General features: G+C 66.9%; 29 protein-coding genes. 11 read left to right on the top strand and 18 right to left on the bottom strand.

The annotated features are described in order from the left end of the window. A partial coding sequence (locus tag AC4LGL_RS20810; protein ID WP_491840431.1) for a DUF5078 domain-containing protein occupies nucleotides 1–70 on the top strand: 70 nt, incomplete at its 5' end. A gap of 25 nt (nucleotides 71–95) precedes the next feature. Here AC4LGL_RS20810 and AC4LGL_RS20805 read toward each other — a convergent pair. Genes AC4LGL_RS20805 through AC4LGL_RS20795 form a run of 3 tightly spaced genes read right to left on the bottom strand, consistent with a single transcriptional unit; the run spans nucleotide 96 to nucleotide 2362 of the window. Beyond that, nucleotides 96–1223: an NAD(P)H-dependent flavin oxidoreductase gene (locus tag AC4LGL_RS20805; RefSeq protein WP_491840425.1), complete on the bottom strand. Its 1128-nt coding sequence runs from the start codon at nucleotides 1221–1223 to the stop codon at nucleotides 96–98. 59 nt (nucleotides 1224–1282) lie between these two features. After that, nucleotides 1283–2059 (bottom strand): S-methyl-5'-thioadenosine phosphorylase, encoded by a 777-nt coding sequence (locus AC4LGL_RS20800; RefSeq protein ID WP_491840424.1) that lies wholly within the window; start codon nucleotides 2057–2059, stop codon nucleotides 1283–1285. Nucleotides 2060–2065: 6 nt separating this feature from the next. After that, nucleotides 2066–2362, bottom strand: coding sequence for a hypothetical protein (locus AC4LGL_RS20795; RefSeq protein ID WP_491840423.1), 297 nt, complete (start codon nucleotides 2360–2362; stop codon nucleotides 2066–2068). A 59-nt stretch (nucleotides 2363–2421) separates the two neighbouring features. On the opposite strand from AC4LGL_RS20795, the gene AC4LGL_RS20790 reads away from it, so the two are divergent. After that, a complete protein-coding gene (locus AC4LGL_RS20790) occupies nucleotides 2422–3291 on the top strand; it encodes a 1,4-dihydroxy-2-naphthoate polyprenyltransferase (protein ID WP_491840422.1) in 870 nt (289 codons plus the stop codon). An 86-nt stretch (nucleotides 3292–3377) separates the two neighbouring features. On the opposite strand, the gene AC4LGL_RS20785 is transcribed toward AC4LGL_RS20790, so the two are convergent. Together AC4LGL_RS20785 and AC4LGL_RS20780 are read right to left on the bottom strand one after the other, a co-directional pair. Further along, on the bottom strand, nucleotides 3378–3944 hold the full coding sequence (locus AC4LGL_RS20785) for a Clp protease N-terminal domain-containing protein (protein WP_491840421.1): 567 nt from the start codon (nucleotides 3942–3944) through the stop codon (nucleotides 3378–3380). 1 nt (nucleotide 3945) lies between these two features. After that, nucleotides 3946–4164 (bottom strand): helix-turn-helix domain-containing protein, encoded by a 219-nt coding sequence (locus AC4LGL_RS20780; protein WP_491840420.1) that lies wholly within the window; start codon nucleotides 4162–4164, stop codon nucleotides 3946–3948. 142 nt (nucleotides 4165–4306) lie between these two features. Between AC4LGL_RS20780 and AC4LGL_RS20775 the strand changes: the two genes are divergently transcribed. Further along, nucleotides 4307–5656, top strand: a complete 1350-nt coding sequence (locus tag AC4LGL_RS20775) for an MFS transporter (protein WP_491840419.1) — start codon at nucleotides 4307–4309, stop codon at nucleotides 5654–5656. Nucleotides 5657–5688: 32 nt separating this feature from the next. Here the strand turns inward: AC4LGL_RS20775 and AC4LGL_RS20770 are convergent, their stop codons facing one another. Then, entirely contained in the window at nucleotides 5689–5970 is a 282-nt protein-coding gene (locus tag AC4LGL_RS20770; protein ID WP_491840430.1) for a DUF4229 domain-containing protein, read from the bottom strand. Nucleotides 5971–6045: 75 nt separating this feature from the next. On the opposite strand from AC4LGL_RS20770, the gene AC4LGL_RS20765 reads away from it, so the two are divergent. Continuing rightward, complete coding sequence (locus AC4LGL_RS20765; RefSeq protein WP_003882924.1) at nucleotides 6046–6207, top strand: hypothetical protein; 162 nt, start codon at nucleotides 6046–6048, stop codon at nucleotides 6205–6207. Here AC4LGL_RS20765 and AC4LGL_RS20760 read toward each other — a convergent pair. The 8 genes from AC4LGL_RS20760 to AC4LGL_RS20725 form a co-directional block, all read right to left on the bottom strand. Beyond that, nucleotides 6204–7487 carry a MinD/ParA family ATP-binding protein gene (locus AC4LGL_RS20760; protein ID WP_491840429.1) on the bottom strand — a complete coding sequence of 428 codons (1284 nt, stop codon included), beginning with the start codon at nucleotides 7485–7487 and terminating at the stop codon, nucleotides 6204–6206. The genes AC4LGL_RS20765 and AC4LGL_RS20760 overlap by 4 nt on opposite strands. 245 nt (nucleotides 7488–7732) lie before the next feature. Continuing rightward, nucleotides 7733–8737 (bottom strand): c-type cytochrome biogenesis protein CcsB, encoded by a 1005-nt coding sequence (gene ccsB, locus AC4LGL_RS20755; protein ID WP_491840418.1) that lies wholly within the window; start codon nucleotides 8735–8737, stop codon nucleotides 7733–7735. Further along, nucleotides 8734–10371 (bottom strand): cytochrome c biogenesis protein ResB, encoded by a 1638-nt coding sequence (gene resB, locus AC4LGL_RS20750; protein ID WP_491840417.1) that lies wholly within the window; start codon nucleotides 10369–10371, stop codon nucleotides 8734–8736. The genes ccsB and resB overlap by 4 nt, the downstream gene beginning before the upstream one ends. Beyond that, on the bottom strand, nucleotides 10371–11150 hold the full coding sequence (locus AC4LGL_RS20745; RefSeq protein ID WP_491840416.1) for a cytochrome c biogenesis CcdA family protein: 780 nt from the start codon (nucleotides 11148–11150) through the stop codon (nucleotides 10371–10373). The genes resB and AC4LGL_RS20745 overlap by 1 nt, the downstream gene beginning before the upstream one ends. Beyond that, complete coding sequence (locus AC4LGL_RS20740) at nucleotides 11147–11755, bottom strand: TlpA disulfide reductase family protein (RefSeq protein WP_491840415.1); 609 nt, start codon at nucleotides 11753–11755, stop codon at nucleotides 11147–11149. Before AC4LGL_RS20740 ends, AC4LGL_RS20745 begins: the two co-directional genes overlap by 4 nt. Continuing rightward, nucleotides 11756–12343, bottom strand: coding sequence for a histidine phosphatase family protein (locus AC4LGL_RS20735; RefSeq protein ID WP_491840428.1), 588 nt, complete (start codon nucleotides 12341–12343; stop codon nucleotides 11756–11758). Between the two features lie 20 nt (nucleotides 12344–12363). After that, nucleotides 12364–13674 (bottom strand): glutamate-1-semialdehyde 2,1-aminomutase, encoded by a 1311-nt coding sequence (gene hemL, locus AC4LGL_RS20730; RefSeq protein ID WP_491840414.1) that lies wholly within the window; start codon nucleotides 13672–13674, stop codon nucleotides 12364–12366. Nucleotides 13675–13731: 57 nt separating this feature from the next. Next, nucleotides 13732–14118: a nitroreductase/quinone reductase family protein gene (locus tag AC4LGL_RS20725; protein WP_491840413.1), complete on the bottom strand. Its 387-nt coding sequence runs from the start codon at nucleotides 14116–14118 to the stop codon at nucleotides 13732–13734. A gap of 56 nt (nucleotides 14119–14174) precedes the next feature. Here AC4LGL_RS20725 and AC4LGL_RS20720 point away from each other — a divergent pair, with 56 nt between their 5' ends. From AC4LGL_RS20720 to AC4LGL_RS20695, 6 genes are all read left to right on the top strand, one after another. After that, nucleotides 14175–14561: a nitroreductase family deazaflavin-dependent oxidoreductase gene (locus AC4LGL_RS20720; RefSeq protein ID WP_491840412.1), complete on the top strand. Its 387-nt coding sequence runs from the start codon at nucleotides 14175–14177 to the stop codon at nucleotides 14559–14561. 77 nt (nucleotides 14562–14638) lie between these two features. Beyond that, the gene (locus tag AC4LGL_RS20715) at nucleotides 14639–15019 is read left to right on the top strand and encodes a nitroreductase family deazaflavin-dependent oxidoreductase (protein ID WP_491840411.1); all 381 of its coding nucleotides are present in this window, start codon (nucleotides 14639–14641) and stop codon (nucleotides 15017–15019) included. Between the two features lie 363 nt (nucleotides 15020–15382). Continuing rightward, the gene (locus tag AC4LGL_RS20710; RefSeq protein ID WP_064882304.1) at nucleotides 15383–16348 is read left to right on the top strand and encodes an acyl-ACP desaturase; all 966 of its coding nucleotides are present in this window, start codon (nucleotides 15383–15385) and stop codon (nucleotides 16346–16348) included. Nucleotides 16349–16484: 136 nt separating this feature from the next. Beyond that, nucleotides 16485–17255 carry a methanethiol S-methyltransferase gene (mddA, locus tag AC4LGL_RS20705; protein ID WP_491840410.1) on the top strand — a complete coding sequence of 257 codons (771 nt, stop codon included), beginning with the start codon at nucleotides 16485–16487 and terminating at the stop codon, nucleotides 17253–17255. Nucleotides 17256–17358: 103 nt separating this feature from the next. Beyond that, nucleotides 17359–17487 carry a hypothetical protein gene (locus AC4LGL_RS20700; protein WP_491840409.1) on the top strand — a complete coding sequence of 43 codons (129 nt, stop codon included), beginning with the start codon at nucleotides 17359–17361 and terminating at the stop codon, nucleotides 17485–17487. Nucleotides 17488–17717: 230 nt separating this feature from the next. Then, nucleotides 17718–18380, top strand: coding sequence for a hypothetical protein (locus AC4LGL_RS20695; RefSeq protein ID WP_491840408.1), 663 nt, complete (start codon nucleotides 17718–17720; stop codon nucleotides 18378–18380). On the opposite strand, the gene AC4LGL_RS20690 is transcribed toward AC4LGL_RS20695, so the two are convergent. The 4 genes from AC4LGL_RS20690 to AC4LGL_RS20675 all read right to left on the bottom strand — a co-directional run bounded on the left by AC4LGL_RS20690 (nucleotide 18337) and on the right by AC4LGL_RS20675 (nucleotide 20574). Beyond that, nucleotides 18337–18780 (bottom strand): pyridoxamine 5'-phosphate oxidase family protein, encoded by a 444-nt coding sequence (locus AC4LGL_RS20690; RefSeq protein ID WP_491840427.1) that lies wholly within the window; start codon nucleotides 18778–18780, stop codon nucleotides 18337–18339. The genes AC4LGL_RS20695 and AC4LGL_RS20690 overlap by 44 nt on opposite strands. A 92-nt stretch (nucleotides 18781–18872) precedes the next feature. Next, nucleotides 18873–19067, bottom strand: coding sequence for a hypothetical protein (locus AC4LGL_RS20685; RefSeq protein WP_491840407.1), 195 nt, complete (start codon nucleotides 19065–19067; stop codon nucleotides 18873–18875). A gap of 51 nt (nucleotides 19068–19118) precedes the next feature. Beyond that, the gene (locus tag AC4LGL_RS20680) at nucleotides 19119–19733 is read right to left on the bottom strand and encodes a TetR/AcrR family transcriptional regulator (protein ID WP_491840406.1); all 615 of its coding nucleotides are present in this window, start codon (nucleotides 19731–19733) and stop codon (nucleotides 19119–19121) included. Beyond that, nucleotides 19720–20574: an oxygenase MpaB family protein gene (locus AC4LGL_RS20675; protein WP_491840405.1), complete on the bottom strand. Its 855-nt coding sequence runs from the start codon at nucleotides 20572–20574 to the stop codon at nucleotides 19720–19722. Before AC4LGL_RS20675 ends, AC4LGL_RS20680 begins: the two co-directional genes overlap by 14 nt. Before the next feature lie 133 nt (nucleotides 20575–20707). Between AC4LGL_RS20675 and AC4LGL_RS20670 the strand changes: the two genes are divergently transcribed. Beyond that, nucleotides 20708–21556, top strand: a complete 849-nt coding sequence (locus AC4LGL_RS20670; RefSeq protein WP_491840404.1) for an alpha/beta hydrolase — start codon at nucleotides 20708–20710, stop codon at nucleotides 21554–21556.

The following is a 21556-nucleotide window of genomic DNA, read 5'->3' as shown; positions in this document are numbered from 1 at the left end:
CGCCGCCAACACCACCGACGTCTGCCAGAACTACCCGCCCAACGACATGTCGGTCTGGGACTGGCACTGACGTAGGCGCGTCAACCCGGCCGGGCTCAGTCCGGGAGTGAGTTGCTCAACCGCTCGGTGGCAGCCAGGTAGTCCTCGATGAACTCGCGGACCACCTCGCGGGCCGGCTTGACCTTGTTCATCAAGCCCACGCCCTGCCCGACGAAGTAGGTGGCCAGTGCCTGTGCGCCCGGGTGCCCCTGGGCGGCAAGCACATCCACTCGTCGGATGACGGGCTCGGCCAACATGTTCTGCAGTGGCAGCGGAAGGGTCTGGTGACCACCGGCATTCGGCTGCCAGGCGTCGGTCCACTCCGACTTGAGCTGGCGGGCCGGCTTACCGGTCCGTCCCGTCGAACGGACCGTGTCCCGCGACGTCGCCTCAAGCATCTTCTGCACGGTGTGCGGTGCGGTCTCGGCTTCCTCGGTGGTCAACCACACCGAACCGGTCCAGGCCCCGGCCGCACCCATCGCCACCGCGGCGGCCATCTGCCGCCCGGTGACGATGCCGCCGGCGGCCAGCACCGGGATGTCACTACCCGCCTGTTCCAGCGTCTCAAGGACTTCGGGAACGAGCACCAGCGTGCTGACCTCACCGCAGTGCCCGCCGGCCTCGGTGCCCTGCGCGACGATCAGGTCGACCCCGGCCTGCACCTGCTTGAGGGCGTGCTCGCGGGCACCCACCAGGGCCGCGACCGGAACCCCGCGCTCCCGGCCTGCCTCGATCATGTAGTCCGGCGGCACCCCGAGCGCGTTGGCGATCAGCTTGATCGGGTGACTCATCGCCACGTCCAACAATTCGTGGCCGGTGTCGCCGGACAGCGAGGACCCGCCGAAGCGCTGCTTGGCCTCGGGCTCGATACCGTGATCGGCCAGCAGTTGCGCCACGAACTCGCGGTACTCGGCGGGGATGCGGTCGGTCAGCTGTCCCCGCGACAGTTTCTCGCCCTTGCCCTCGAACTTCGCAGGCACGATGATGTCGGCGCCGTACGGCTTTCCGCCGACCTGCTCGTCGACCCAGGACAGCTCCTGGTCCAGCTGCTCGGGGGTGTAGGCCGTGGCGCCCAGCACGCCGAAGCCCCCGGCGTTGGTCACCGCGGCCACCACGTCACGGCAGTGGCTGAAGGCGAAGAGCGGAAAGTCGATACCGAACTGCTCACAGATCGCGGGTTTCACCCCGTCAGTATTGGCACCCCGACTTGACGGGTGTCAAGAGGGGGTCCGATGACGGGGCGTCACGGCAGTTCGAACGGCAGCTTCACCCCGTCGTGGGCCAGACAGTGCGTGCAGGCGCGCTCGGTGCCGGCGGCTTCCAGCGCCTCGTGCACAAGCTTCTTGAACGGCACCAGGTTGCGCTCGAATTCGGCGAAGACGTCCACCGTCGTCACCCCGGAACCCGCCTCGATCCCGGCATCCAGGTCTGTAACCAAAGCGATTGCCGCATAACACATCTCGAGTTCACGGGCCAGCACTGCCTCGGGATAGCCGGTCATGTTGACCAGCGTGAAACCCTGATCGGCGAACCACCGGCTCTCCGCCCTGGTGGAGAACCGCGGACCCTGGATCACCACCATGGTGCCCCCGTCGACCACCCCGGGCAGCCCGGCCGCGACGGACCGCAAGGCCGGGCAGTACGGATCGGCGAAGCCGACGTGGATGCCGCCGGAATCGAAGTAGGTGTCGGCCCGGCCACGGGTGCGGTCCACCAACTGATCGGGCACCACGATCGAACCCGGGCCCAGCTCCGTCGTCAGACTGCCCACCGCGCAGGGAGCGAAGATCCGTCGCACCCCCAAGGTGCGCAGCGCCCACATGTTGGCCCGGTACGGGACCGTGTGCGGCGAGTACTCGTGGTTGACCCCGTGCCGGGGCAGGAACGCGACCTCGTGCCCGCCCACGGCGCCCACCGTGATCGGCGCGCTGGGCGCACCGTACGGGGTGTCCACAGTGACGGTGCGGGCCTCCGGCCCGAAGAACGAATAGAACCCACTACCGCCGATGACGCCGAGCATGCAGCGTTATTCGCCCTTGTTGTCGGGGGTCACGACGTCCGCCACGACGTCCTCGGTCTTAGTGGCCTCGGGGGCCACGAAGTCCTTGTCATCGTCGAAGTCGTCGTCGAAATCCTCGTTGGCCTTGCGGGCGCCGTCGGCGATCTCGAAGACATCGGTGGCCAGGCCGCCGATGACCGTCGCGACGTCCTTGACGGCCGTGGTGATGATCGAGGTGACCTGCCCGACCGTCGAGGCCACGGCCTCCACGGATTCCTGCAGCACGTCCTTGCCGATCTCGGTCTTGCTGAGCTGCTCCTTCATGACGCTCAGTGTAAGAGTCGGAGCGGCGACGCACCCGGCCAGCTCATACGATGACCACCGTGGCCAGTTTCGCGCAATGGATCGAGGGCGCTCGTCCCCGCACCCTGCCCAACGCCGTCGCCCCGGTGCTCGCCGGTACCGGCGCCGCCGCCTGGACGGGGTCGGCGGTGTGGTGGAAAGCGTTGCTGGCACTGGCCGTATCGCTCGCGCTGATCATCGGCGTCAACTACGCCAACGACTACTCCGACGGCATCCGCGGCACCGACGATGTGCGGTCCGGCCCGTTGCGGCTGGTGGGTTCCAAGCTGGCCTCACCGCGGGCCGTCCTGACCGCGGCCGTGGTGAGCCTGGCCGTCGGTGCGGTGGCCGGGCTGGTGCTGGCGGCGTTCAGCGCGCCGTGGCTGATCGCGGTCGGCGCGGTCTGCATCGCCGGCGCCTGGCTCTACACCGGCGGCAAGAAGCCCTACGGGTACCTCGGCCTGGGCGAGGTGGCGGTGTTCATCTTCTTCGGGCTGGTGGCGGTGCTGGGCACGCAGTACACCCAGGCCCTGCGCGTCGACTGGGTCGGACTGGTCGCGGCGGTGGCAATGGGCTCGCTGTCGTCGGCGGTGCTGGTGGCCAACAACCTGCGCGACATCCCCACCGACACCGAGTCGGGCAAGATCACCCTCGCGGTGCGCCTCGGCGATGGGCGTACCCGGCTGCTCTATCAACTGCTGGTCGCGGTGGCCCTGGCGCTTCCCCTGGTGCTGATGCTCGCCACGCCGTGGTGTGCAGTGGGCCTGCTCGCTGCGGTGCCCGCGGTGCGGGGGCTACGGCCGGTGCGTAACGGCAGCACGGGCGCCCAGCTGATCCCGGTGCTGCGCGACACCGGACTGACCATGCTGGTGTGGGCGATCGCGGTCTCGCTAGCGCTGTTCTTGGGTTAGTGGGCGCTCCCGCATCGCCGATTTCTACCTGCGGGCTGCGATTCGTCGACGCCCACGACCCAGAGGTAGAAACCGGCGAGCCGCGCTTAGGCCGCGTTGTCCAGCAGTCCGACGATGTCGTCGCGCAGCTCTCGGGTATCGACATGCTCTGCGATCAGGGCAACCGTGTGATCGTCGCCGCCCCGAAGGATTCCCAGCAGGATGTGCTCGGATCCGATGTAGCCGTCCTTGTGCGCCAACGACTCCCGCAATGCCAGCTCCAGCACCTTCTTCGCGGGCTTGGTGAAGGGAAGGTGGCCCCGGCGCCTGCGCCGACGTCCGCTGCTGCGCAGCGCGTTGTCGAACGCGCCGTCGCCGAACGTGCGGTCGACGTTGTCGCGCACGGCCCGGAGGTCGATTCCGACCGACCGCAACGCCTCGGCGTCGCCATCGAACGATTCGTCGCCAGGCGCGTCGGCGGCCACCAACTTGGCACGAACCACATCCGACGTCAGGCCGAATCCGGCCAGCAGTGCCGACAATTCACGTCCGGAGCTCTGCAGCACCCCTACCAGGATGTGCTCCGGCCGGATGTCGTTGGCCGACAGTTCTCGGGCCTCCTCCTGGGCCAGTACTACTGCAACGCGCGCATGGCGACTGAACCGTTCGAACACGTCATCCCCTCCGATTGTGCTTTTGGTGCACGGCCTGACGGCTGACCTCAAGGGCATCAGCGATGGCCTGCCAGCTCCAGCCCTGGTCTCGAGCGTTGGCGACGTGGATGGCCTCCAATCGCTCCTGCAGACGCTGCAGGGCCCGCACCGCGCGTAGGCCGACGGCGGGGTCTGCGCTGCCGGCGCCATCGGCGATCAGCTCATCGACATCACTCACCATGTCAAGTTAACTTGACATCCGATAGTCGTCAAGAAAAGTTGACACGGCGCGGCGCAACGGGCAGCTCGCATCCCCCACAGCACGAGCGGTATTGCACTAACGTGGCCGTCGGCCTGCCACGCCAATGACCTGGGGGATGCGCATGACGACTTCGACCGAGGCGCATCAGCCCGCACCCTCGGGTCGCGCCGAAACCCGGCGCGCCATCTGGAACACCATCCGGGGATCGTCGGGCAACCTCGTCGAGTGGTACGACGTCTACGTCTACACGGTGTTCGCGACCTACTTCGAAGCGCAGTTCTTCGACAAGTCCGACAAGAACGCCACGGTGTACGTCTACGCGATCTTCGCCGTCACCTTCCTCACCCGTCCGATCGGCTCCTGGTTCTTCGGCCGCTTCGCCGACCGGCGCGGCCGCCGCGCCGCCCTGACCGTCAGCGTCTCGTTGATGGCGCTGTGCTCACTGGTGATCGCGCTCGTGCCGTCGCGCGAAACCATCGGTGTGGCAGCGCCTGTCATCCTCATCCTGTGCCGGCTGGTGCAGGGCTTCGCGACCGGCGGTGAATACGGCACCTCGGCGACCTACATGTCCGAGGCCGCCACCCGCGAACGGCGCGGCTTCTTCTCGTCGTTCCAGTACGTGACGCTGGTGGGCGGTCACGTGCTGGCCCAGTTCACCCTGTTGATCATCCTGACGTCCTTCAGTACCGAGCAGGTCCACGAATTCGGTTGGCGCATCGGCTTTGCCATCGGTGGCGTGGCCGCGATCGTGGTGTTCTGGCTGCGGCGAACCATGGACGAATCACTGTCCGCCGAACAACTTCAGGCGATCAGGGAAGGCAAGGACAAGAGCGCAGGATCGCTCTCCGAACTGCTCACCCGCTACGCGAAGCCACTGCTGCTGTGCTTCCTGATCACCATGGGCGGCACGCTGGCGTTCTACGCCTACAGCGTCAACGCCCCTGCCATCGTGAAGACCACCTACAAGGACCAGGCGATGACGGCCACCTGGGTGAACCTGATCGGGCTGATCTTCCTGATGGCGATCCAGCCCGTCGGCGGAATGATCAGCGACAAGGTCGGCCGCAAACCGCTGCTGGTGTTCTTCGGCGTCGGCGGGGTGATCTACACCTACATTCTGTTCACGTATCTGCCCCAGACACATTCACCGTTGTTGTCGTTCCTACTGGTGGCCGTCGGATATGTGATCCTGACCGGCTATACCTCGATCAACGCGCTCGTGAAATCCGAGCTGTTCCCCGCCCACGTGCGCGCCCTCGGCGTGGGAATCGGCTACGCACTGGCGAATTCGATGTTCGGCGGGACCGCACCGGTGATCTACCAGGCCCTCAAGGAGGGTGGCCACGTGCCGTGGTTCATCGCCTACGTGACGGTGTGTATCGCCATCTCACTGGCGGTGTACGTGTTCTTCCTCAAGAACAAGTCCGAGACCTACCTGGACCAGGAAAAGGGGTCGGCCTTCATCCGGTAACGCGACAATGCCGTTCCGGGAAAAGGTCTGCCCTATGCGGATTTCGGCGGCTCGTCGCCACGCAGCCGGGCCTGCAACTGCTCACGGTCCTTGCGGCGGCGCTCGTCGACCTGGGCGATGGAGGCCGTCGCCCGTTCACGCAACGGCCGGAACAGCCAGATCCCCAACGGCAGCGCGATCACGATGGCGAACAGCAGCGCCACCACGACCGGGAAATTCGCTACGACCAGCTGCCCCACCCCATAGATCGCCGCAGCCAGCACAGCGACCAGCACCAGCCGGGCAACGAGGTAGACCACGACATCGGTGACCATCCGGGAGGTCGAACCACTTCCTGACACGCTCCGAGCCTACCGACGACGCGTATATTCGGATCAAGGAGGTTTCGAGTGGCATATCTACTCCTGCTCATTGCCGCGGCAAGCCTGGTGTATCTCGGCTGGCGGCTGGCGCGGGTCTCTGGCAGTCGACCCAAAACCCGAGTGATCGGCCCCGACGACGATCCGGAATTCCTGCGTCGCCTCGGGCACGGCGACAATCCCCGCAACTAGCGCGGGTCGGGCGCGCCGTTCGCTGAGCGACGTGCCCCGGCGAAGTCCGAGGCCACCACGGCAGCCAGCTCGATGAGCGCCTCGCGGGTGCCGGGCTTGAGCCGTTCCAGGCTGATCTCGGCGCCCTCCTCCAGATGCGGATCGAACGGCACCAGGCGCACCGCGCGGCAACGCCGGGAGAAGTGGTCCACCACCTTGGACAGGTCGACCTTGCCGGAGCGCGGACGTACGGCGTTGATCACCGCGATGGAGTTGCGCACCAGGTCCTGATGCCCGTGGGCGTCGAGCCAGTCCAACGTCGCCGACGCGCTACGCGCCCCGTCCACCGAACCCGAGCTGATCACGACCAGCACGTCGGCCTTGGACAGCACCGCCGACATCGCCGAGTGCATCAAACCCGTCCCGCAGTCGGTGAGCACCAGGCTGTAGAACCGCTCCAGCACCTCCAGCGCGCGCAGATAGTCGTCCGAGCTGAACGCCTCCGACACCGCCGGATCGCTTTCGGAAGCGAGCACCTCCAGCCGGCTCGGCCCCTGCGAGGTGTACGCCCGCACGTCGCTGTAGCGCTCGATGCCTTCGGCGTCGCGCAGCAGGTGCCGCACCGTGGCAGCCGTCTCCAGCGGCACCTTCTGGCTCAGCGTGCCCCGGTCGGGGTTGGCGTCGACCGCCACCACCCGGTCACCGCGGATCGACGCGAACGTGGCACCCAGCGTCGCGGTGATCGTGGTCTTGCCCACGCCACCCTTGAGGGACATCAGTGCAATGCGGTAGCAGCCCTGTAATGGCTGGCTGACCTCGCCAATCAGGTTGTTGTGGTGGGTGGCCTTGGGGCTCTCCCCGACGTTGACCTGTTTGAACGACGCGACGTAGAGGGCCTTGCGCCAGCCCGAGGTGGGCGGGTTCTTGCGCTGGCCCAGCAGTGCGTCGGTGGAGAGGTCGCGGTAGGGGGTGGTGAAGTCGGCAGCGGCGAGCCGCTCATTCGACCCAGCGGCGCGCCGGGCTTCGGCTCCCGGGCCGGGCCATGCCGGTGCCGGGTGCGGCGCGGGCCCGGCGGGCTGCCGGGGCGGCGGGCCCGCGAACAGTCCGGCCGGTGGTCCGTCGAAACTTCCGGGCACGGGCGGTGCGGTGATCACCGGGACACCGTGTGGCGGTGTCGGGGCGGTCCACTCGGCGGGCAGCGGTGTGGAGACGCCGGGCTCGGCGGGATTGCTGAACCGCTGCTGACCGCGGAATCCGGGTATCGGGGCGAACACCGACGGGACCGGCGGGGGCTCGGACACCGGAGCCGGTGCGACGGCCGGGACCGCCGACGGTGGGTCGACGGCGGGCGGGGTGTCCGGATGGACCGAAGCAGGCTCGTCTGCCGGCGCGTCTGTCGATGGTTCGCTGATGTCCTGCGGTGCGGGCTCCCGCGGTTCGGACGGCTCGGACACCGGCTCCGACACTGACTCAGACACTGGCTCGGACACGAATTCCCCTCTTTTCCACACGCTTCCGCACGGTCATCTCACCAACCGGACGGTGCCTAGCCAACCCCCGCATACGAATGCAGACCCACGGTTACCAGGTTGATGAAGAACAGGTTGAACACCATCGCGACGAAACCAACGACGTTGATCCACGCCGACTTGCGGTCCCGCCAGCCCGCCGTCGAGCGCGCATGCAGGTACGCGGCGTACACCACCCAGGCGATGAACGACACCGTCTCCTTGGGATCCCAGCCCCAGTACCGACCCCAGGCCTCCTCAGCCCAGATCGCACCGAAGATCACCCCGAAACCGAAGATCGGGAACGCGAAGATCGTGGTGCGGTAGGCAATGCGGTCCAGGGTCTGCGCGTCGGGCAGCCGCTCGATGATCCGCGCGACGGTGCCTTCCCGGCCCGGTTCGCCCAGCGGCGACATCTTCAGCAGGAACAGGATGCTGGCCACACCGGCGACCAGGAACACCCCGGAGCCGAGGCTCACCACGGACACGTGGATGGGCAGCCAGTAGGACTGCAGCGCCGGCATCACGGGCGCGGCGTTGGAGTACAGCCATCGGCCCGACACCGTCAGCAGGATCAGCACCGGAACCAGGACGAACACCCACAGCACGCGGTACTGCGGCTTGCGCAATACGACCGCGGCGGCGATCAGCCCGCAGAAGCTGGTCAGGTTGATGAACTCGTACATGTTGCCCCACGGCACCCGCGAGGTGGCCAGGCCACGGAGCACGATGCAGATGAACAGCATGCCGATGCCGACGTAGGTCAGCGCCAGACCGGTCTTGCCGACCCGCTCGTCGAACGGGCGGCGGGGTTCCTCGGCGACGACGCCGGGGGTGGCACTGTCGGCGCCGACGGTCGCGCCGATGAGGACGGTTGCTCCAGCCATCTGCTCTTCGCGCGAGCGCTCATCGACCCGACGACCGCGGCTGTAGGCAAGTTCGACGGCGAGCAGGATCAGCGCCCCGACCAGGACCACGACCGACGACGTGAACGCCCAGTCGGAGTACCTGGCCAGCCCGATATCGATGTGCTCGGTATTCACTGCTCCGCCTTCTCTCCTGCCGCCGGCTGCTCGTAACCCTCCAACAACCGCTCCGTCAGCTTCTCGAACTCATCGCCCCAGCCGGAGTTGTCGGTACGGGCCAGCCCGCCCAGCTCGACGTTCACCGTACCTGCTGGAGCAGCTTGGATCCGAACCCAGATCCGGCGCCGGCGCACCACCAACGACACCAGCAACCCGGCCATCATGGACATCGCGAACACCAGCACCCAGACCTGGGCCGGGTCGTGCGAGACCTGCAGATTGACGAACGGGACCGCACCGTCGAAGCGGACCTTGGTGCCGTCATCGAGCCGGGTGTCCTGGCCTTGCACCAGGTTGACGCGCGCCGCCTTGGTCAGCTGCTTGCGATCGATCAACCGGGGATCGAGGGAGAACAACGACTGCGGCCGGCCGGTATCCAGGCCGGTGTCGCCGCGGTAGATGTCGATGGCGACGGCCGGGTCGTTGAGGGCCGGGAAGCTCGACGAGAGCAGCGTGCCCTCGAGTTGTTTGGTGGGCGCGAACAGACCCTGGATCGCGATCTGGTGTTTACGACGCTCGTCGGCGTCGGGGTAGGTACCGGCCGGCGGATCGATGCGCACGACGCCCGAGGACAGCAGCGTCATCTGTTCCTCGGGCCGCCACTGGATGGTCTGACTGCGCTGCTGGCCGTCGGGGAACGTCACGGTGAACGACGGCGCATACCCGTGGCCCTGCAGGTACACCCGGTCGCCGCCGATGCGCAGCGGATGGTTGACCTCAAGGCGGTAGGGCCGCCAGGTGTTCGCGGCCAGATCATCGCCGGACTGGTAGTCGATGTCGGCGGCGAACGACAACGCCTGCCCGGTGGGCAGATAATCGGCATCGAAGCTGTTGACCCGCAGGCAGACCGGGCTCAGCGAGGTGCCGTCGACGGTGTTGCCGGCCCGGAACGAGTCGAAGGCGGCCGGCGAGGCGGTGCAGAATCCGGGCCCGCTGTCGGCGATGACGATGACGTTGCCCTCGTAGCCGAACAGCTTGCCCGCGGCGACCGCCGCCAGCAGACCGAGCAGCGAGAAGTGGAAGACGATGTTGCCGAACTCGCGCAGATAGCCCTTCTCTGCTGAAATTTCAGTGATCTCGTCCTCTTGCTTGCGGGTGACCGTGCGCCAGCCCTTCAGTCGCCGCGTCACCGTTGAGGCGATCTCGTCGGCGTCGCCCGTCACCTGCTCGGCCTGGTGTTTGGGCAGCCGGCCGAGGTTGCGCGGCGCCGGCACGGGTACCGCGCGCAGGCTCCGGAAATGCTCGATCATCCGCGGTGTCAGGCAACCCACCAGCGAGATGAACAGCAACACGTAGATCGAGGTGAACCAGAAGCTGGAGAACACGTCGAAGGCCTGCACCCGGTCCAGCCACGGTCCCAGGGTGGGATGTGCCGCCAGGTATTCGTCGACCTTGGATTCGTTGAGGCTGCGTTGCGGTAAGAGCGCACCCGGGATCGCGCCGAGTGCCAGCAGGAACAGCAGCACCAGCGCCGTGCCCATCGACGTCAGGGTGCGCCAGGTGTTCCGAACCAGCGCGAGCAGACGCGAAAGCACCCCTGGACGCCGCGTTTCGGGTACCGGAGTGTCTGCTCGCGAGTCAGAAGTAACCATCAGATCGGCAGCCTCACATCACTGACGAAGGCGTCGCGTACCCACGACACGAACTCGTTCCACAGGCCGGTCACCAGCGCTGTGCCCACCAGGATCAGCAGGACACCACCGAAGATCTGGATGGTCCGGGTATGTCGGCGCAGCCAGCCCAGACCCGTCACCGCCCGCGCCGAACCCAGGGCCAGCAACACGAACGGGATACCCAGCCCCAGGCAGTACGCCAGCACCAGCACCACCCCGCGCGCCACGGTGGCGCCGTCGGTGGCCGAGGCCACCGCGATCACACCGGTCAGCGTCGGGCCCAGGCACGGGGTCCAGCCCAGCGCGAACACCGCGCCAAGCAGCGGTGCCCCGGCCATCGTGGACCACTGCCGCGGGGCGAACCGGGCCTGACGTTGCAGCGCCGGCACGAAGCCGACGAACACCAGGCCCATCAAGATCGTGACGACGCCGCCGATGCGTTGCAGCAGAACCTGATTGGCGATCAGCGTGGTGGTCATGCCCAGGACGGCCACCGCGCCGAGCAGAAACACCACGGTGAAGCCCGCGACGAACAACGCGGCCGCGCCGGCCACCCGCAACCGAGCGGTCTTGACGCCGATCGCACCCGACACCGCGTCGGACTCGTCGACCCCGACCACCGCGGCCAGATACGACAGATAGCCGGGCACCAGCGGCACCACGCACGGCGAGGCGAACGACACCAACCCGGCCAGCACGCTGATCCCCAGCGCCAGCAGCACGGGCCCGGCCGCGGCGATCTCGGCGAATCCGGTCACGGCTGCTGCCCCGGCTCGGCAGCCAACCGCTCGACCACCGGTTGCAGATCGTCGGCCAGCAGTTCACGCAGGAACACAGCCGCCACCCGGTGCTGACGGTCCAGCACCACCGTCGACGGGATCACCGTGGTCGGGTACTTGCCGCCGAAGGCGAGCATGGTGCGCATCGCCGGGTCGTAGATGGACGGGAAGGTGACCTTGCGGTCGGTGACGAAATCGACTGCGGCATCACGGTTGTTGTCCCGTACATCGATGCCGAGAAACGCCACGCCCTTGTCGCGGGTGGCGTCGTACACCTGCTGCAACTGGCCGATCTCGGCCCGGCACGGCCCACACCACTGGCCCCACACGTTGATCACCACGACCTTGCCGGCGAAATCCTCCAGCGACAGGGTCTTACTCGGGTCGGTGAGCTCCGGCCCGCTCAATTTGCCTGGAGTGCCCCGCTTTTCGGGCGGGTCGTAGTAGATGTCGGTCTTGCCACCCGGCGCGACGAACTCGAACGTGCCACCCTGGGCCACCGCGTCGTCACCCGTCGAGCAACCGGTGAGCAGCACCAGCCCCGCCAGCACCGCCGCACTCACCCGGGCGAGAGACGACCTCATTCAGATTCCCCAGGGCTCCGTGTAGCCCCATCGGATCAGCAAGGCGTCATCGAAGGTGAACGACGTGATCGAGGACAGATCGCACAGCCGGCTGTGCGGCAACGGCAGATGCGCCAGCTTGCGACCGGTCATCGCCCGGCGCAGCGTCTCGACCGGGAGCTGATGGCTGACGCAGACCGCCTCGTGCCCGGCCGCCTTCTCGCGGGCCCGGTGCATGGCCGCCATCATCCGCGGCGCGATCTCGGCGTAGGGCTCGCCCCAGGAGGGTTTGGCCGGGTTACGCAACTTCGGCCAGTTCCTCGGGTCGCGCAGCGCACCGTCGCCAGGGGCCACCCGCTCCCCCTCGAACATGTTCCACGACTCGATGAGCTCGTCGTCGGTGTCGATGGCCAGGCCGTGCTTCTCGGCGATCGGCGCGGCCGTCTCCTGAGCCCGCTCCAGCGGGGAGGCCACGACGTAGACGATGTCCTTGTCGGCCAGCCAGTCCGCGGCAGCCCGCGCCTGTACCTGCCCGCGCTCGGACAGGTGGTAGCCGGGCAGCCGGCCGTAGAGCACCTTCTCCGGGTTGAACACCTCGCCGTGACGCATCACGTGCACGGTCGTCCTCGTCACTGGCGGGCCTCCGCGGCGGCGCGGGCCGCGCCGGGCAGCGCATCGGCGATGCGCTCGAACGCTTCGTCATCCAAAATGCTTGACACGAACCAGGTTTCGAACGCACTACAGGGCGGGTACACCCCAGCCTCCAAAAGGGCGTGGAAGAACCGTGGGAAACGCCAGGTTTCGGTTGCCTTGGCCGCGGCGAAGTCGTCGACCGGCCCGTCGGTGAAGAACACACTGAGCATGTTGCCCGCGCGCTGCACGCGATGGACCACACCGGCGTCGGTGAGGGCACCCGTGAGCAGGCCGGCCAACCGGTCGGCATTGGCGTCCACCCGGGCGTAAGCCGCATCGTCGGCGTGGCGCAACGTGGCCAGGCCCGCGGCCATCGCCACCGGGTTACCGGACAGGGTTCCGGCCTGGTAGACGGGCCCCAGCGGGGCCAGCCGCCCCATCACCTCGGCGCTGCCGCCGAACGCCGCGGCGGGCAGGCCACCGCTCATCACCTTCCCGAACGTGAACAGGTCGGCGTCGACGGGATCGAGCCCGTACCAACCGGCGCGGCTCACCCGGAAGCCCGTCATCACCTCGTCGAGGATCAGCAGCGCGCCGTGGGCCGCGGTGATCCGCCGCAGCGCCGCGTTGAACCCGGGCAGCGGCGGCACCGTGCCCATGTTGCCGGGGCTGGCTTCGGTGATGACACAAGCGATCTCGTCGCCGAACCGGGCGAAGATCTCTTCCACAGCGACAACGTTGTTGTACGGCAGCACGATGGTGTCGGCAGCAGCCGCGCCGGTGACCCCGGGCGAGGACGGCAGACCCAGCGTGGCGACGCCGGAACCGGCGTCGGCCAGCAGCGCGTCGCTGTGCCCGTGATAGCAGCCGGAGAACTTGATGATCTTTGCGCGGCCGGTGTAACCGCGGGCCAGCCGGATCGCGCTCATGGTGGCCTCGGTGCCCGAGTTGACCAGGCGCAGCCGCTCGACCGGGGCGACCCGGTCGATGATCTCAGCGGCCAGTTCGGTCTCCGACGGGGTCGGGGCGCCGAAGCTCAGCCCGTTGACCGCCACCTTCTGCACGGCCTCCACGACCGCCGGGTGGGCGTGGCCGAGCAGCGCCGGGCCCCACGAACAGACCAGATCGACGTACCGATTGTCGTCGGCATCGGTCAGCCAGTAGCCCTTGGCCGAGGTGATGAACCGCGGGGTGCCGCCGACCGAGTTGAAGGCACGGACCGGGGAGTTGACCCCACCGGGGATCACTGCACAGGCGTCGGCGAACAGCTGGGCCGATCGCTGGATGTGCGGTTCGTCAACACGCATGACCACCAGTGTCCCAGCCGGTGCAAATCGGTCAACTACAGGGTGTAGTGGACGCGGTCACTCCGCCGGCGTCAGCGCGAACACCGGGTGATCGGCGTCGTCGGGCAGATCGCGGAAGTAGCCCTCCACGACCTTCCCCGCCAGCGGGCGGTAGGCGGCGATCACAGGGGCCCGCTGCGGCACCGGAACCTCGGCCGCGAGGTACTCCGCGGATCCGAGCCGCACCTTGGGATCGGCCCGGACGTTGCGCACCCAGTCCGACTCGCCGCGGGTCGACACCAGGTACCTGACCCCGTCGACCACAGGGACGACCACGGGAATCTGCTGCGGCTGCTTGTTGGTCCGCCGGGTCACGGTGAGCGTCTCGCTGTGCCCCACGCCGGTCGCCATCGCGACCCGATTGAACACCTTCCGGACGAACCACGGCGGTTTGAGATAGGCCATGGTTTCAGTGTCGGCTCATTCGACCCGGCGCGGCAAGATCGCGGCAAGATGAAGTGATGGTGCGATTCTCAGACCGCCGCGCTCGGTTCAATCGACGCGTCACCAACCGGATCTTCCGGCCCGTATCCGGCTACCTGCCGATCTGGTCGATCATCGAGCACACCGGGCGACGCAGTGGCACCATCTACCGAACCCCGGTGACGGTGTTCAGCACCGACGACGGGGTGGCGGTGCTCCTGCCCTATGGGCGACAACGGGATTGGGTGAAAAACCTGCAACATGCCGACGGCGGTCGCGTGAAATTCCAAGGACGCACCTTCGCCGTCGATCAGCCCCGAATCGTGCCGACCGCCGAGGCTCTGCCTCAACTGCGGGCACCGTGGCGCCAACTGATGGCGCGCGCCGGTGTCGACCACACCCTGCTGCTCAGGCGGGCCGACTGACCCCTGGCGTTTGCGGCCCACCAAAATCCGACCACAGTAGGTTGTGACGGCCGTCACGGCAGCGATTGAATGAGGCCATGCAACTCCCGCAATGGCTGGCCCGGCTCAACCGGTATGTCACCAACCCCATCCAGAAGCTCTGGGCCGGATGGGCGCCACTCTTCGGCATACTCGAACACGTCGGCCGCAAGTCCGGCGCCCGCTACCGCACCCCGCTGTCGGTGTTCCCCGCCGACGGGGGCGTCGCGATCCTGCTCACCTACGGCCCCAACCGCGACTGGCTCAAGAACATCACCGCCGCCGGCGGCGCGCGGATGCGCCGGCACGGCAAGACCATCCAACTCACCGATCCGCGGGTGGTCACCAAAGCCGAGGCGGCCGAGCGGGTGAAGGGCCGGGTGCGGCGGGTCTTCGAACGCGTGCCGGTCGAGCAGGCGGTGTTGCTGCGCCGGATCTGATGCGGTTCGCCAATCCGGCAGAAGCAAACAGTGGGAGAACTCACTCTCGCCCGCGAACCGCCACCGTCAACACGGGTCGAACCCGAAGTTGGCTGCTCGATTGCCGATGTAGCTCGCCGTTCCCGGCGAGCTACAAGTTGTGGCATCGGCTCCGCCAGCTAAGGTATCGGAGTCCCGCCACCAAAATGGGGGAGCCAGTGCAACGGGCGGGACAGCCTGTCGATGCCGAGCCTGTACCCGATACGGGCGCAGTCACGCGTCGCTGGGATCGACCGAGATCGAAGCTCGGCCACACGGCCGGCCCGATTGCGCGAGCGACGTTCGTACCTGCGCGACGGCCGGCCAAAACTGGAGGGGACTTGAGTGCAGAGACATTTGACCGACGACGAGATCCTCAAGGAACTTGAACCGGTTGCCGAAGAAGGCCTCAATCACCATCTGAAGGTCGCCAAGGAGTGGCATCCGCACGACTACGTTCCGTGGGACCTCGGCCGCAACTTCGCGGCACTGGGCGGCGAAGACTGGGCACCGGAGCAGTCGGGTCTGTCCGAAGTTGCCAAGGTCGCGATGATCACCAATCTGCTCACCGAGGACAACCTGCCGTCCTACCACCGCGGGGCCGCGAATCATTTCTCACTCGACCGGGCCTGGGGTCATTGGGTCAACCAGTGGACCGCCGAAGAGAACCGCCACGGGATCGTCATCCGCGACTACCTCGTCGTCACCCGCGGAGTGGACCCCGTCGCCCTGGAGCGCATGCGCATGGAGCACATGCGCAACGGCTACGACCCCGACGAGGAAGAACGCGAGATTCACGAGCCCGGCCCGCTGATGATCGCGGCCTACGCCACCCTGCAGGAACTCGCGACCCGCGTCAGCCACCGCAACACCGGCAAGATCTGCGACGACCCTCTGGCCGAGTCGATGCTGCAGCGCGTCGCGACCGACGAGAACCTCCACATGGTTTTCTACCGCAACGTGTTCTCTGCCGGTTTCGACCTCTCCCCCGACCAGGCGATGGAGGCGGTGTGCGCCATCATCGAAGGATTCCGGATGCCGGGGCGGGGAATGCCCAACTGGCGCCGCAACAGCGTGATCATGGCCAAGCACGGCATCTATGACCTGCGCCAGCACCTCGAAGAGGTAGTGATGCCCAACGTCAAGAAATGGCGGATCTTCGAGCGCAACGACGTGAGCGCCGTCGGCGAGAAACGCCGCGAGCAACTCGCCACCTACCTGGAGGATCTGCAGAAGCAGGTACTCAGGTTCGAGGAGCAGCGCGACCGCATGCTGGCGCGCGAGGCCGCCAAGGCGGAGCGCTCCGCCTAGGTAGACCGGCGAGAGCAGGCGCAGACGCAGACGTAAACCCCTGTTCACCTGGGGATACAAGGTCTACCGTAAGTAGGCCACTACTGCGGTCGGCAGCAGGGCGCGGCATCTGTCCCATCGGTGGCAGGAGGTCACCATGAAGCGCCTACTCATCATCGGTTACGGCATCGCGAGCTATCTCCTGTTCGTGGTGTCGTTCCTCTACGCGATCGGCTTCGTCGGCAATTTCGTGGTGCCACGCACGGTCGATTCCGGCATCGCCGCCCCCACCGCCGAGGCCGTACTCGTCAACCTGCTGTTGCTGTCGGTGTTCGCCATCCAGCACAGCGTGATGGCCCGGCCATGGTTCAAGGACCGATGGACGCGGATCGTCCCGCAAGTCATCGAACGCAGCACGTACGTGTTGCTGTCCAGCCTGGCACTGCTCCTCTTGTACTGGCAGTGGCGCACCATGCCCGCGATCGTCTGGGACGTGGAATCCACTGCGGGCCGGGTGATTCTGTGGGCGCTGTTCTGGCTGGGCTGGGCCACGGTGTTCGCCTCGACGTTCATGATCAACCATTTCGACCTGTTCGGGTTACGGCAGGTGTGGCTGAACTGGCGCGGCCGGCCGTATAGCGAACTGAGGTTCCAGACGGTGATGTTCTACCGGGTGATCCGGCACCCGATCATGGCCGGGTTCATCGTCGCGTTCTGGGCCATCCCGACAATGACCGCCGGCCATCTGTTGTTCGCGGCCGTCAGCACCGCCTACATCCTGGTGGCGATCCAGCTCGAAGAACGCGACCTCGTGGACAACCTGGGCGATCAGTACCGCGACTACCGGCACCGGGTGGCGATGCTGGCCCCCGGTCTACATCTCGGCCACGACGACCCCACCCCGAAGGTCAGGCACCGGCCGGCGTAGCCGTCGAAAAGTGCGTTCAGCCGCCGAAAAATGGCCGGCTGGCTTTTATTTTTTTCTACGGTATGGTCGGGCTCAGTGATTGTTTGCGAGAAAAGGAGCAACGATGGCTGATAAATCCCAGGGTCGCAAGAAACCGGCGATGACCATCAAGGAACGGCGCGCCGCGAAGCGCGACAAGGCTGCAGAAGCCGGCGAGACCATTCCCCGGCGGAAGCGGCCGGAGCGCGTTTAGCGGCCTGGAGTGCAGTTTTCTACGGCCGCACTCCATCAGATGCATCGGGCGAACACCCATCGCACAAGTCGAGCGGAAATCGATTCGCGCCGAATTCACACCTTTAGTGGGCATTTAATTTTCCGTGTCAATCGGACAATAAATTATTTTATTGCGAGGGCATGGAACAAGGAGATCGGTAGAGGAATGACAATTTACGACTAGGGCTGAGAACGGCGGGTGCAATTGCAGTGGCGGATCGAAAGGCCGCCGGCCCGCGGGTGCTGGTGCTCGGTTGGCTGACAGACCTGTCCGGGTCGATCGCAGCAGCGCTGGAGCGTGGTGGCATCACGGCCAAACACGCACACCCGCCCGGCACTCACCTGCCGATCCGAAGCCGATGGCTCACCGCCGGCCCGGAGGAACTGTCGTTGAGCGCGGCGGAGATCGACTCGATCGACTCGGTCATCGCCATTCTCGACGGGCCCACCATGCGAATCCGGTTCGGCGGGCGGCACAACTGGGCGTCGCGCAGGCAATTACGCAGGTATGCGAACGAGGCCTGCGCGTCGACAACCCGGGCCGCGCTCACCGTGGGTGCCCGCCGGACCCTGTTGATCTGCGACGCCCGGCGGCTGCCTCCTGGCCGCCGGGCGATCGCGCTGCGGTGGACTCGCGATCTGGCATACCGGATCGGCTATGAATGCGTAGTCAACGGACTGCCCGGTCACGCGGCGTCCTACGCGGTGATCGACACCGACGACGACGTTCGCGACGTCGCAGATGCCATCGTGACTTGGCAGCAGGGCACCGCCGCCGACGATCGGCGGCGGCGGTGGCCGTTGCACCCGGTGCTGGGCAGCGCGGAAGTCATGCCTGCCATTTCAAGACCTCACCGGACCCCGCCGTCATGACCGTGCCGGGCATCACCCGCAACCGGTAGGGCGTCAATCGCAACGCGGCGAACTGATCCGATGTCGGCCCGTCGCTCCACTGCGGGATGATGTGCGGGTCATAGCCCACCGGCGCCGGACCGTTGGCGAAACGGTCCCACACCTGCGTGCAGGTCTCGTCGTCGGTGTACCACTCCACCAGGCAGTCCGCGGCGCAGGTGTCGTGGTTGGTGGTCCAGTAGCTGACCGAGACGTGCGGATGCACCGCCAGGTGCGCGCGTTTGACCGGAGTGGGCACGGTCGCGATCCAGCCGAACAGATCGGTTCCGTCCCAGTCCCAGATGGGGTGCAGGATGCGGGTTCGGGGTTGACTGTCGGCGTCGACGGTGGCCACCGAGGCCCACACGATCTCGTGGGCCATCGTCACGAAGGCAGGGGCGATCCGGTCCAGCGGGGTAGCAGTCACCTCGCCACAGTAGGCATGGCGCAACCCGCGACGGCGCGGGTTCGCGGTTACTTCTTGCTTTCGGGCTGGCCGTAGATGGGGTTACCGTCCTCGTCGACCCAGTCGTTGACGGCGGTGCCGGATACGGTGCCGTGACTGCCCGGCAGGGTGACGGTGGGGCGGGAGTCGTCATAGGACCTCATGACGCGCTCGGCTTCCTTGCGGTTCTCTTCACTGACGGGCGGGGGCTTGTTGGTGGTCATCCGTATCGGCTGCCCGAAAATGTGAGCTACCAAACACTTCGGCGCCCGCGATCAGGCCGAAACGGTGCGCAGCGACGCCGGCAGGCTGGGCAGGAAATGACGGGTGGCGAACGCCCGGATGTCCTCGGCGGTATCGAGCGGCTCGACGCTGGGCAGCAGCAGGACCATCCCCGCGTAACGCAGGATGGTGTCGGCCAGGTCGTTGACCGCCTGCTGACCGATCCGGTCGGCGAATCCGGCCGGGAAGATCACCTTGAGCGCCGCTGCCATCCGTTCGATCGCCGCACCGTAGTGGGTCTGTAGCAGCTCCATGACCAGGGCCGGCTCATCGGCGATCAACTGGTTGAGCACGTGGTGACGACGGAACCGCAGAATCGAGAGCGTAAACGCCTCGACATAGTAATTCGATTGCGGCCCTGCATCTTTCAACTCGTTGGCGATGTCCGCGAACAACGCGACGTTCTCTCGCTCGATCACCGCCGCCACCAATTCGTCACGATTGGCGAAACGGCGGTAGATCGTGGTGCGGCTGACCCCGGCCCGACGCGCAACGTCGTCGAGCGCGACCCGGCGCAGGCCGTGCCGCTCGAACTCGACGAGGGCCGCGTCCAGGATTGCCACCGTCGCGGGCGACGAATCAGACCCCGTAGCATCAACTGCGGGCATAGCCCTTTTGCGCAAATTTGTTGTAGCGCACGCTCATCGGTAGATGGTCCCACACCCAGTTCACCGGACGGGTCCGCCAGAAGGCTGCGAACCGCTGATAATTGCGTTCCTGCCGGTCGCTCCACGGCAGGTCGAGCAGGTCACGGGCCCGCGGCGGCAGGCCCCCCGCAGTCAGGAATGCCGCGGCCGGGTCGAACACCGTGGCCACCACGCGCCACACGGCGGGGTGTACCCCCTTGGGGCAGGGAAAGCCCTTGGTGACGTAGCCGACGCCGTAGCGGGCAGATTTGTGGGGGACCGCCACGTCGTTCAGCATCCGGTCCCAGTACTGCACGAACTCGGCGTAGGTGGCCGGCATCGGCCGGTCGCTGACGCCGTAACGGCGGTACCAGGTCTTGGACTCCAGGTAGATCTGTTCCTTCTCGGCGTCGCTGAGCCGTTTGACGAAGGTGTCGGCGAAGTAGAGGACCTGCTCGACGAACGTCGCGTGCGCCCAGAAGTAGGTGTCGGGATCCAGCGCGTGGTAGCGGGACCCATCCGGCATATCGCCCTTGACGTGGTGGTGGAAGTCGCGGACCTGGGTGCCTGCGTTGTCCTCTTCCGACCCGTACACGGTGCGGAAGATCGGCGGAATGGTGCGCTTGAGCCGTTCGGCGGTGTCGGAGAAGAACGTCGAATGGTCCAGCACGCCCTGGCCCAGTTCGGCCAGCATGTTCTGCAGAACGGCCGGCCGCGGGCCGATCAGGTACATCCGGTTGTCGCCGAAGTACTTCCAGACCAGCGATTGCGGCCCCAGGGGCAGGGCATCGGTCTGCTGGGGCTGCTCGGCCAATTCCGTCATGGACACAGTGTTACAGATTTTGCACTTTGTACCAAGTGCTCTGTGACCGGGGTCACCAACCGGGCGGGCGGCGTTATCGCGCTGTGGCCGGATCGTGTCCGGTGCTGAGACCCATGGTTGGAATGATGCGCAGGTGACCTCGCTGACCCGCCGCGACGCGCTGCGTCTAGGTGTCACCGGCGCGGGTGTCGCGGGACTGATGGCATTGGGCAGCCTGCTCGATCCTCCGACGCCCCACGCGGCTCCGGGCCCCAACCAGACAGCCCCCGCGGGCAGCCCGTTACCGACCCGCGAATCGGGGTCGTTCACCTCCGCGGCCCGCGGCGGTGTCGAAACCAACTGGATCATCGCCCGCCCGCCGGGCCAGCACGGCCCATTGCGCCCGGTGATCGCCCTGCACGGGATGGACAACGACGCCGCCGGGGTGATGGACCTGGGCATTCCGGAGGCGCTGGCCCGGCTGACCGCCGCCGGCCGACCGCCGTTCGCAGTGGTCAGCGTCGATGGCGGCAACTCGTTCTGGCGCCGCCGAGCCTCTGGTGGGGACTCGGGGGCGATGGTGCTCAACGAACTGATCCCGATGTTGGGCACCAAGGGCATCGACACCTCGCGAGTGGCCTTCATGGGCTGGTCGATGGGCGGCTACGGCGCCATGCTGTTGGGTGCCAGACTGGGCGCCGCGCGTACCGCGGCGGTCTGCGCGATCAGCCCGGCGCTGTACCTGACGTACTGGGGCGCGCCGCCCGACGCCTTCGACAGCCTCGAAGACTGGCAGCAGAACTCAGCGCTGCGACTGCCACCGGCGCTGGGGTCGATCCCGCTACGCATCGACTGCGGTACCGGCGACGGGTTTTACGCAGCGACCCGAATGTTCGTCAACCAACTGCCCAGGACCCCGGCCGTCGGCTTCTACCCCGGCGGACACGATCAGGACTTCTGGCGCGCGCACTTGTCCGATGAGCTGGCCTGGCTCGATTCCTGA

This window comes from Mycolicibacterium arcueilense, from assembly GCF_058536225.1.
The sequence above is the reverse complement of the archived record's forward strand: the minus strand, read 5'-3'. Positions and strand labels throughout refer to the sequence as shown.

What these genes read in the sequence shown, in the direction of transcription:
- AC4LGL_RS20800 (WP_491840424.1), bottom strand. Translation starts at nt 2,059, where the DNA reads ATGCTCGGCGTCATCGGCGGTAGTGGGTTCTATTCGTTCTTCGGGCCG.
- AC4LGL_RS20795 (WP_491840423.1), bottom strand. Translation starts at nt 2,362, where the DNA reads ATGAAGGAGCAGCTCAGCAAGACCGAGATCGGCAAGGACGTGCTGCAG.
- AC4LGL_RS20780 (WP_491840420.1), bottom strand. Translation starts at nt 4,164, where the DNA reads ATGGTGAGTGATGTCGATGAGCTGATCGCCGATGGCGCCGGCAGCGCA.
- AC4LGL_RS20775 (WP_491840419.1), top strand. Translation starts at nt 4,307, where the DNA reads ATGACGACTTCGACCGAGGCGCATCAGCCCGCACCCTCGGGTCGCGCC.
- AC4LGL_RS20770 (WP_491840430.1), bottom strand. Translation starts at nt 5,970, where the DNA reads ATGGTCACCGATGTCGTGGTCTACCTCGTTGCCCGGCTGGTGCTGGTC.
- resB (WP_491840417.1), bottom strand. Translation starts at nt 10,371, where the DNA reads ATGGTTACTTCTGACTCGCGAGCAGACACTCCGGTACCCGAAACGCGG.
- AC4LGL_RS20740 (WP_491840415.1), bottom strand. Translation starts at nt 11,755, where the DNA reads ATGAGGTCGTCTCTCGCCCGGGTGAGTGCGGCGGTGCTGGCGGGGCTG.
- AC4LGL_RS20735 (WP_491840428.1), bottom strand. Translation starts at nt 12,343, where the DNA reads ATGCGTCACGGCGAGGTGTTCAACCCGGAGAAGGTGCTCTACGGCCGG.
- hemL (WP_491840414.1), bottom strand. Translation starts at nt 13,674, where the DNA reads ATGCGTGTTGACGAACCGCACATCCAGCGATCGGCCCAGCTGTTCGCC.
- AC4LGL_RS20725 (WP_491840413.1), bottom strand. Translation starts at nt 14,118, where the DNA reads ATGGCCTATCTCAAACCGCCGTGGTTCGTCCGGAAGGTGTTCAATCGG.
- AC4LGL_RS20720 (WP_491840412.1), top strand. Translation starts at nt 14,175, where the DNA reads ATGGTGCGATTCTCAGACCGCCGCGCTCGGTTCAATCGACGCGTCACC.
- AC4LGL_RS20715 (WP_491840411.1), top strand. Translation starts at nt 14,639, where the DNA reads ATGCAACTCCCGCAATGGCTGGCCCGGCTCAACCGGTATGTCACCAAC.
- mddA (WP_491840410.1), top strand. Translation starts at nt 16,485, where the DNA reads ATGAAGCGCCTACTCATCATCGGTTACGGCATCGCGAGCTATCTCCTG.
- AC4LGL_RS20700 (WP_491840409.1), top strand. Translation starts at nt 17,359, where the DNA reads ATGGCTGATAAATCCCAGGGTCGCAAGAAACCGGCGATGACCATCAAG.
- AC4LGL_RS20690 (WP_491840427.1), bottom strand. Translation starts at nt 18,780, where the DNA reads ATGGCCCACGAGATCGTGTGGGCCTCGGTGGCCACCGTCGACGCCGAC.
- AC4LGL_RS20685 (WP_491840407.1), bottom strand. Translation starts at nt 19,067, where the DNA reads ATGACCACCAACAAGCCCCCGCCCGTCAGTGAAGAGAACCGCAAGGAA.
- AC4LGL_RS20680 (WP_491840406.1), bottom strand. Translation starts at nt 19,733, where the DNA reads ATGCCCGCAGTTGATGCTACGGGGTCTGATTCGTCGCCCGCGACGGTG.
- AC4LGL_RS20675 (WP_491840405.1), bottom strand. Translation starts at nt 20,574, where the DNA reads ATGACGGAATTGGCCGAGCAGCCCCAGCAGACCGATGCCCTGCCCCTG.